Raw genomic sequence first — 823 nt, 5'->3', positions numbered from 1 at the left:
CTGGCGAAACCACCGGCACCGCAACCGTTCCGGCACCGTCCGATGACGTCTACAAAGACTCCGGTTCCGTGCAAGCCACGATCAAAACTGCGACCGGTGGCAACTTCGAGAACCTGGTGTCAAGCACTGCTCCAGCCGTGACGACTGTCACTGACACCATCGATACGTCGACCGTCAAATTGACCGCCGACACTTCGGTCGCTGAAGGCGGCACCGTCACCTACACCGCGACGGTTGGCGCGCCTGTTACTGGCTCGCCTGTTGTCGTGACTCTGGCCAACGGCCAATCCATCACCATCGCGGTCGGTCAAACAACTGGCACTGCAACCGCTGTGGCTCAGAACGATGCGCTGACAGGCAATGCGCCGATCACCAACTCGATCACTGGCGTAACCGGAGGCAATTTCGAAGATCTGGTGGCGGACAAGACTCCAGTTTCGACTTCTGTCACCGACGTTTCCGACACTACAAATCTGTCGCTGAGTGCGACCGGTTCCGTGGCTGAAGGTGGCCAGATCACCTACACCGCGACATTGACCAACGCCGCTGGCTCACCAGTGACCGTGACCTTGTCGAACGGCGCTGTGATTACCATCAAGGCAGGCGAAACCACCGGCACCGCAACCGTTCCGGCACCATCCGATGACGTCTACAAAGACTCCGGTTCCGTGCAAGCCACGATCAAAACTGCGACCGGTGGCAACTTCGAGAACCTGGTGCCAAGCACTGCTCCAGCCGTGACGACTGTCACTGACACCATCGATACGTCGACCGTCAAATTGACCGCCGATACTTCGGTCGCTGAAGGCGGGACTGTTACCTA

General features: G+C 58.8%; 1 protein-coding gene. It reads left to right on the top strand.

Going from position 1 to position 823, the window contains the following annotated elements; translation table 11 throughout:
* The coding region (locus ACP7D9_RS29465) for an immunoglobulin-like domain-containing protein (RefSeq protein WP_426160420.1) at positions 1-823 on the top strand (823 nt) is incomplete at both ends.

This window comes from Pseudomonas sp. TSRC2-2 (assembly GCF_049897785.1).
Classification (GTDB): Bacteria; Pseudomonadota; Gammaproteobacteria; order Pseudomonadales; family Pseudomonadaceae; genus Aquipseudomonas.
The sequence above is the reverse complement of the archived record's forward strand: the minus strand, read 5'-3'. Positions and strand labels throughout refer to the sequence as shown.